We start from the raw sequence: 8,690 nt of genomic DNA on the forward strand, positions 1-8,690 counted from the left end.
ACCCCGGCGTTCGCCAGCGCCGCCCGGATCACACGCTGCTGCGACGGACCATTCGGCGCCGTAAGACCATTACTCGCACCATCCTGATTCACCGCAGAACCACGCACCACCGCCAGCACCGGATGACCATTACGCCGCGCATCCGACAACCGCTCCAACAACACCATCCCCGCACCTTCGCCCCAGCCCGTACCGTCCGCATCGTCCGAGAACGGGCGACAGCGACCGTCGGGCGACAAGGCACGCTGACGGCTGAACTCCACAAAGAGGCCAGGGGTGGACATGACGGTCACCCCACCGGCCAAGGCGAGAGAGCACTCCCCCGCGCGCAGGGCCTGGGCCGCCAGATGCAGGGTCACCAAGGAAGAGGAGCACGCGGTGTCCACCGACACCGCGGGGCCCTCCAGGCCGAAGGTGTACGAAAGACGGCCCGACACCACGCTGGCCGAGATACCAGTGGCGAGGTAACCGTCCGACTCCTTGGGAGAGCGGTGCAACAGGGCACTGTAGTCCTGGCCGTTCGTACCGGCGAACACGCCGGTCCTGCTGCCGCGCAGCGAGGACGGGTCGATGCCCGCTCGCTCGATCGCCTCCCAGGCGGTCTCCAACAGCAGCCGCTGTTGCGGGTCCATGGCAAGGGCTTCGCGCGGTGCGATCCCGAAGAAGGCCGGGTCGAAGTCGGCAACGCCGTCAAGGAAGGCGCCTTCGCGTACGTAGCTCTTGCCGATGCGGTCGGGATGCGAGTCGAACAGGCTCCCGGTGTCCCAGCCCCGGTCCCCCGGGAACTCGCCCACCGCGTCGCCGCCGGAGGCCAGCAACCGCCACAGCTCCTCGGGGGAGTCGGCCCCTCCGGGGAAGCGGCAGCCCATTCCGACGATGACGACGGGGTCGTCGTCGGCCCCGGGGAAGGGCGCCGCCAAGGTCTGAGCCGGGGCCTGCTCCGTTGCGGTGGCCCCGTCCGCCGGACCGAGAAGCTCCACACTCAGGTACTGGGCGATCGCGGTGGGCGTCGCATAGTCGAAGACCAGGGTGGCCGACAGCCCGAGGCCGGTCGCGGCGGCGAGGTGATTACGCAGCTCGACGGCGGTCAGCGAGTCGAACCCGACGTCCTTGAAGGGGCGGTGGGCTTCAATGGCGTCGGCCGAGGCATAGCCCAGCACCGTGGCTGCGCTGCCGCGCACGAGGTCGAGCAGCCGCTTGTGCCGCTCGGCCGGAGACTGTCCAGTCAGCCGCTGGACCAAGGCCGCCCCGTCCGTCATCGCTCCGGCGGGCGTCGCCGCCGCATCGTCCCTGATGACGGCCCGCCGGATGGTATGCGGCACCAGCCCTCGCAGCAGGGCTGGGATGTGATCGCTGCCGCGCAGGGCGAGCAGGTCCAGTCGTACGGGTACGAGCGCCGACGGCCCGGCGTCAAGACCCATGTCGAAGAGTGCCAGGCCCTGTTCGGCGGAGAGCGGCAGAACGCCGGCTCGGGCCATCCGGGCCAGGTCGGTGTCGCTGAGCCGTCCGCCCATGCCTCCACTCTCGGGTCCCCACAGCCCCCAAGCCAGGGAGACCGCAGGCAGCCCGTGCGCGTTCCGGTGCGCGGCCAAGGCGTCGAGAAAGGCATTGGCTGCCGCATAGTTGCCCTGCCCCGCGCCGCCGAAGGGGGATGCGGCCGCCGAGAACAGCACGAACGCGCGCAGGTCGAGGCCGGCGGTCAGCTCGTGCAGATGCCAGGCCGCGTCGACCTTCGGCCGCAGCACCGCATGCCACTGCCCGGGTTCGAGGGTGGCCACCATGCCGTCGTCGACGATGCCGGCCGTATGGACGACGGCGGTCAGCCGCTCGCCGATCGAACCCACCACATCCGCCATGGCCTCGCGGTCCGCGACATCTGCGGCCACCATCCGTACGGACACGCCCAGCGCCGCCAGCTCGTCGGCCCACTGCCCGTCCCGCCCGGAGCGGGAGACCAGAACCATCTCGGTCACGCCGTGGGCCACGGCAAGGTGACGGGTGACGAGCCGCCCCAGGCCCCCGGTCGCGCCGGTCACCAGCACCACCCCGTCGGCGAGGCCCAGGTGGGCGGCGGACGGGGAGGTCGCGGTGTCCGCGTGCTTGAGGCGGGCGACGTACGCGCAACCGCCGCGGACCGCGATCCGCGGCTCGTCCACACCCGCCGCCAGGCCCACACGCACCGTCTCGGCGTCGACCCTGTCGGCCTCCAGGAGCACGAACCGGCCCGGGTTCTCCGACTGGGCGGAGCGCACCAGCCCTCGAACCGGCTCGGCGACGAGCTCGGACTCCGGGCCGGCCGCCGCCGTCGCCGTCGCAGTCGCAGTCGCAGTCGCAGTCGCCACGACGAGACGGGACGACGCTGTCCTCGGATCCGCCAGCCATCCTTGGAGCACCTTGAGGACACGCTGCCCGACGGCGTGCACCCGTTCGGGCAACGGGCTGTCCGGATCGCCTCCGTCGGGCTCGAACACGACGACCGGCGGTATCGCCCCACCGTCCGCCAGGTCCGCCAGGTCCGCGTACGGGACCCAGTCGTCCAGCACACCCGCCGGGCCGCCGGGGGCCGGCACCCATTCGACCTCGAACAGCGCGTCATGTCCGAACGTCGCTTCCGGCAGGGGCAGTTCGTCCGCCGAGACGGTACGCAAAGACACCGCACCGATGTCGAGCACCGGAGTCCCGGCGTCGTCGGCGGCGCTGATCGCCAGGGTGTCCGTACCGGCAGGCGTCACGCATACGCGAAGCGACCGCGCGCCCGTCGCGTACGACCGTACGGCCGACCACGAGTACGCCAGGTGCTCATCCCCGGGGTCAGGGGCGCCGGAGAAGCCGGGGAGGAGGCCGAGCTGCGCGATCAGATGCAGCGCCGCCTCCAGCACCGCCGGGTGCACCCCGTACCGGTCGGCGTCGTCGCCGCCATCGGCGGACTCAGGCAGGCGCAGCTCCGCATACACCCGGCCCTCCGCCTCCCACACCACCCGCACGCCCCGGAGCGCCGGCCCGGCCGTCTCGACCGCGCCCGGCGGGGGCCAGGACGTAAGATCCGGGGCCGCGTCCGCTCCGTTGCCGTCCCACGCGCCGTCGCGGACGGCCAGCGTGCCGGCAGCATGCTCGGTCCACGCGTCCTGGGCGGTTCCCCTGCCGGCGGTGCCAGTACCGGCGCGGGAGTGGACCCGCACCGGACGGCGCCGCTCATCGGCCGGCGCGCCCACCCGCAGCTGGATGGCTGTACTGCCCGCGGCGGGGATGACGATCGGCACGGAGACGGTCAACTCCTCGACGACCGGCGCCCGTACCTGCTCGCCCATGTGGAGGAGCATGTCCACCAGCGCCGCGCCCGGAAGCACCACCGTATCTCCGATGCGGTGATCCGCCAGCCACGGATGTGTCTTCAGTGACAGCAGGGCAGTGCAGATGAGGCCGCCCTCGCCCGCGACCTCCACGGACGCTCCCAGCAAGGGGTGTTCGGCAGCAGTCAGGCCGACGGAGCGCACATCGCCGGTGGTCTCCGGACCGTTTTCCAGCCAGTAGCGGTTGCGTTGAAAGGCATACGTCGGCAGCTCCACCCGGGACGCGCCAGTGCCGTCGAACACCCGTGTCCAGTCGACCTCCACACCGTGCGCCCAGGCCCTGGCCACCCCCGCCACGAGCGCCCGCTCCTCCGCACGACCAGCACGCAGAACCGGCACAAACACCGCCTCCGGCGAGATCCCCGCACCCAACCCACTCAACACACCATCAGGACCCAACTCCACAAAGACCGAAACGCCCTGAGCCCTGAGCGCCTCCACACCATCCGCGAAACGCACCGCCTCCCGCACGTGCCGCACCCAGTACTCCGCCGAACACAACTCACCCGCCGACGCCACACCACCCGACAGATTCGACACCACCGGCAGCACCGGCACCCGATATGTCAAACCCTCCGCAACCACACGAAACTCATCCAACATCGCATCCAGCAACGGCGAATGAAACGCGTGCGACACCGCCAGACGCTTCGTCTTACAACCCCGCCCCGCCAGCACCCCCGCCACCTCGGCCACCGCGTCCTCATCACCGGACAGCACCACCGACAGCGGACCATTCACCGCCGCGATCCCCACCCGGCCCCCCACACCGGCCAACAGTTCAGCGACGTCACTCTCTGACGCCTGCACCGCCACCATTGCCCCACCCGACGGCAGCCCCTCCATCAAACGACCCCGCGCAGCCACCAACCGCGCAGCATCCTCCAACGACCACACACCCGCGCAATGAGCCGCAACCAACTCGCCCACAGAGTGACCACCCACAAAATCCGGACGCACACCCCACGACTCCACCAGCCGGAACAATCCCACCCCGACGGCGAACAACCCCGCCTGCGCAAAAACCGTCCGGTCCATCAACCCATCCTCGCCGCCTTCACCAAAGACGACCTCACGCACCCCAAACTCCACATGACCGGCCAACTCCCGGTCCAGAACGGCACACACCTCATCAAAGGCATCAGCGAACACCGGGAACCGGCCATACAACTCACGGCCCATCCCCACCCGCTGAGACCCCTGACCCGAGAACAACACCGCCAACCGGCCTGGAACCACACCCCCCGCAGTCCCCTCGACCAAGCCCGCGACCGACTCACCACGCACCAGCCCACCCAGACCGGCCATCAACTCATCACGCGAACCGCCCACCACCACCGCACGCTGCTCCAGCACCGCCCGCTCCGAAGCCAACGACCAACCCACATCCACCGGTGACAACTCTGCGCCACCCTCAACCCGCGACAACAACCGCGCGGCCTGACCCCGCAGAGACTCCGCGCTCCGGCCCGACAGCACCCACGGCACCACCGGCATCGGCGCGCCATCGACCGCCACAACCGGCTCCAGCGCCGGGGCCTCCTCCAGGATCACGTGCGCGTTGGTCCCGCTCACACCGAACGACGACACACCCGCCCGACGCGGACGCCCCTCAACCCCCGGCCACTCCCGCGACTCGGCCAGCAGCTCCACCGCACCCGCCGACCAGTCCACCTTCGACGACGGCTCACCCGCATGCAGCGTCTTGGGCACGACCCCGTGCCGCATCGCCAACACCATCTTGATCACACCTGCCACGCCTGCGGCAGCCGCAGTGTGACCGATATTCGACTTCAACGACCCGAGCCACAAAGGCCGATCGGCCGGACGCCCCTGCCCATACGTCGCCAGCAGCGCCTGCGCCTCGATCGGATCACCCAACGTCGTACCCGTGCCGTGCGCCTCCACCACATCCACATCAGCCGCCGAGATCCGCGCGTTCGCCAGCGCCGCCCGGATCACACGCTGCTGCGACGGACCGTTCGGCGCCGTAAGACCATTACTCGCACCGTCCTGATTCACCGCCGACCCACGCACCACCGCCAGCACCGGATGCCCATTGCGACGCGCATCCGACAACCGCTCCAACAGCAACATCCCGACGCCTTCACCCCACGCCGTACCGTCCGCCGCGTCAGAGAACGGCCGGCACCGCCCACTGCGGGACAGAGCGCCCTGGCGGCTGAACTCCACGAACGCGCCAGGGGTGGTCATCACGGTCACGCCGCCGGCGAGGGCAAGTGAGCATTCGTCGTTACGCAGGGCCTGCATGGCCAGGTGCAGGGTTACGAGGGACGACGAGCAGGCCGTGTCCACAGTTACCGCGGGACCTTCGAGGCCGAGGAAGTACGAGACCCTTCCCGAGAGCACCGCTCCGGACTTGCCCATGCCGAGGTAGCCCTCCAGCCCCTCGGGGGTCTGCCGGAGTAAGGCGCCGTAGTCATGGCCGTTCGTACCGGCGAAGACTCCGGTACGGCTGCCCTTGAGCGACAGGGGGTCGAGACCCGCCCGCTCCAGCGTCTCCCAGGCCGTTTCCAGCAGCAGCCGGTGCTGCGGGTCCATCGCAAGCGCCTCGCGCGGCGCGATCCCGAAGAAGGCGGGGTCGAAATCGGTGATGCCGTCCAGGAACGCGCCCTCGCGCACGTAGGACTTGCCGCGCCGCCGGTGATCCGGGTCGTACAGGTCTTCGTCCCAGCCCCGGTCGGTGGGAAAACCGGAGAAGGCATCGGTGCCGGAAGCCAGCAGAGACCACAGGTCCTCGGGGGACTCCACACCGCCCGGAAAACGACAGCCGATGGAGACAATGGCAATCGGCTCCCGCGAGGCCGCCGTGAGCCGGCGGTTCTCCTTCCGAAGGCGTTCGGCTTCCTTCAGGGAAGTGCGTAGCGCGTCAAGAATCTTCTCAGGAGACGTATTGCTCATTGCGAACTCCACACGTGTTCAGGCGGTCCAGGCAAGATTGAGACAATTCGAATACTTCAGGAATCGGTACTTTCGAAGGCGATGCGGAGCAGGGCTTCCGCATCCATCGAGTCGATCGACGCCTCGTCGACCGGTTCCTGTTCGCCCTCCCCCGCTGAAAAGGCTTCCCTGCTCTCGAACTCCGCCAGCCGCAGCAGAATGTCCATCAGGCCCGCGTCCCGGATCCGGGCCGGCGGAATGGACGCCAGCGCCTCGCGTACCCGGGCGTCGTTGGGCTGCTCGGCGTCCTCGTCACTGCCCGGGAACAGGAGCGTCCGTAGGTTGTCCGCCAGGGCGGCAGGGCTCGGGTAGTCGAAGACGAGCGTCGCGGGCAAGGAGAGGCCAGTAGCGGCCTTCAGCCTGTTCCGCAGCTCGACGGCGGTGAGCGAATCGAAGCCGAGTTCCTTGAAGGCCCGGTCGGGAGCCACGGCGTCGGCGTTCGGGTGCGCCAGCACCCTCGCCACATGGGTGCGTACGAGTTCCAGCAGCTCGTGCGCCCGCTCGGCCGGGGACAGCCCGGCCAGCCGCTCGCTCAGTGACGTGGCCGAGGACGCGGCCACGCCCGATCCGGCGGGCGCGGTGCCGTCGGCGCGGGTCTCCAGAAGGCGGCGGGCCTCGGGGAGTGCTGAGATCAACGGCGACCGGCGGACCGTGGTGAACGACGGGGTGAAGCGCGCCCAGTCGACGTCCGCGACCACGGCGAACTCGTCGTCCCGGTCGAGCACCTGGCCCAGTACAGCGAGTGCGTCCTCGGGGGCCATCGCCTCGAATCCGCTGCGCTGAGCCCACTTCTCCCGCGTCTCACCCGCCGCAAGACCGTCCCCGCCCCAGGGGCCCCAGGCGATGGAGGTGCCGGGCAGGCCGAGCGCCCGGCGCTGCTCCACCAACGCGTCTACGGAGGCATTGGCCGCCGCGTAGTTGCTCTGTCCCGCGGCTCCTACTGTCCCGGCCATGGACGAGAAGGTCACGAACAGCGACAGTCCGAGATCCCGGGTCAGTTCGTCCAGGTGCCGCGCCGCGTCCGCCTTGGGCCGCAGTACGTACGCCAGCCGCTCCGGGGTCAGCGTCTCGATCACACCATCAGCCAGCACTCCGGCCGTATGCACCACACCCGTCAGTGCCGGCAGCTCACCCGACGCCGACCGCTCACCGAGCGACGCCAGCAGACCAGCCACCTCAGCACGATCAGCCACATCACACGCCACAATCGTGACCCGGACACCCAGACCCCTCAGCTCGGCCTCAAGACCCGCCGCACCAGGCGCCCGCGGCCCACGACGCGAAACAAGCACCACATGCTCCGCCCCACGACCCGCCAACCACCGCGCCACATGCCCACCCAGGGCCCCAGTACCACCCGTGACCAGCACCGTCCCCCGCGCCGACCAACCATCCCCCGAAACCCCGCCCCGCCCAGCACGCACAAGCCGCCGAAGACAAACCCCCGAGGCACGTACCGCCACCTGATCCTCTCCATCCACACCCCCCAGCACGGCACACAACCGCTCCACCGCACGCCTGTCCAAAGCCTCCGGCAGATCAACCAGACCACCCCACAACTCGGGATGCTCCAACGCCGCGACCCGACCCAAACCCCACACCTGCGCCTGCGACACACCCGAGAGGCGCTCCCCACGCCCCACACCCACCGCACCCCGCGTCGCACACCACAACCGCGCCTCGACCCCGGCACCCACCAGGGCCCGTACTAGGGCCAACGTCCCCGCCAAGCCCACCGACACACCGCCGTACACCGGGTGAGGCGACTCATCCAACGCCAGCAGCGACAACACACCGGCGAGCGGCTCCGAGGCTGACTCGACGGCCTCGGACATCAGCGGGGCCCACGCCTCCCCACCAGCCTCGGCACCCGCGTCCAATTCCAACGTCACCACTCGGGCGCCGCGCCCGGCCAACTCCTCAGCCACCAGGGCCACCAGCTCAGCAACATCGTCCCGTCCGGTCGGCACCACCAACAGCCAGGTACCCGACAACCGCGACGACAACTCCACCGACACCGGCTGCCACACCACCCGGTACTGCCAACCATCCAGCCGCGACCGCTCACGCCGCCCCTGCCGCCACGACGACAACGCAGGCAACACCGCACTCAACGGCTCCTCCGGCGACACATCCAGCGTCGAAGCCAACGCCTTCAGGTCCCCGCTCTCAACCACTTCCCAGAAACCTGCCTCCGCCTCGTCAACCACCGTCGCAGCAGCGACCGGAGCATCGAGCCAGTAACGGCGACGCTGAAAGGCATACGTCGGCAGCTCCACGCGGGAGGCGCCGCTGCCCTCGAACACCCGCGCCCAGTCCACCTCCACGCCCTGGACCCACGCCTCGGCGAGCGACGTCAGGAACCGGTCCAACCCGCCG

At 69.9% G+C, this 8,690-nt stretch carries 2 protein-coding genes; both read right to left on the reverse strand.

The features are described from left to right. Positions 1-6,272, reverse strand: a 6,272-nt coding sequence (locus ACWIHY_RS39750; protein WP_454381582.1) for an SDR family NAD(P)-dependent oxidoreductase, incomplete at its 3' end; no start/stop codon positions are given. A 56-nt stretch (positions 6,273-6,328) separates the two neighbouring features. Next, positions 6,329-8,638, reverse strand: a complete 2,310-nt coding sequence (locus tag ACWIHY_RS39755) for an SDR family NAD(P)-dependent oxidoreductase (RefSeq protein ID WP_454381584.1) — start codon at positions 8,636-8,638, stop codon at positions 6,329-6,331. Between the last annotated feature and the right edge of the window lie 52 nt (positions 8,639-8,690).

The sequence above is a fragment of the Streptomyces sp. NPDC055287 genome (assembly GCF_053646035.1).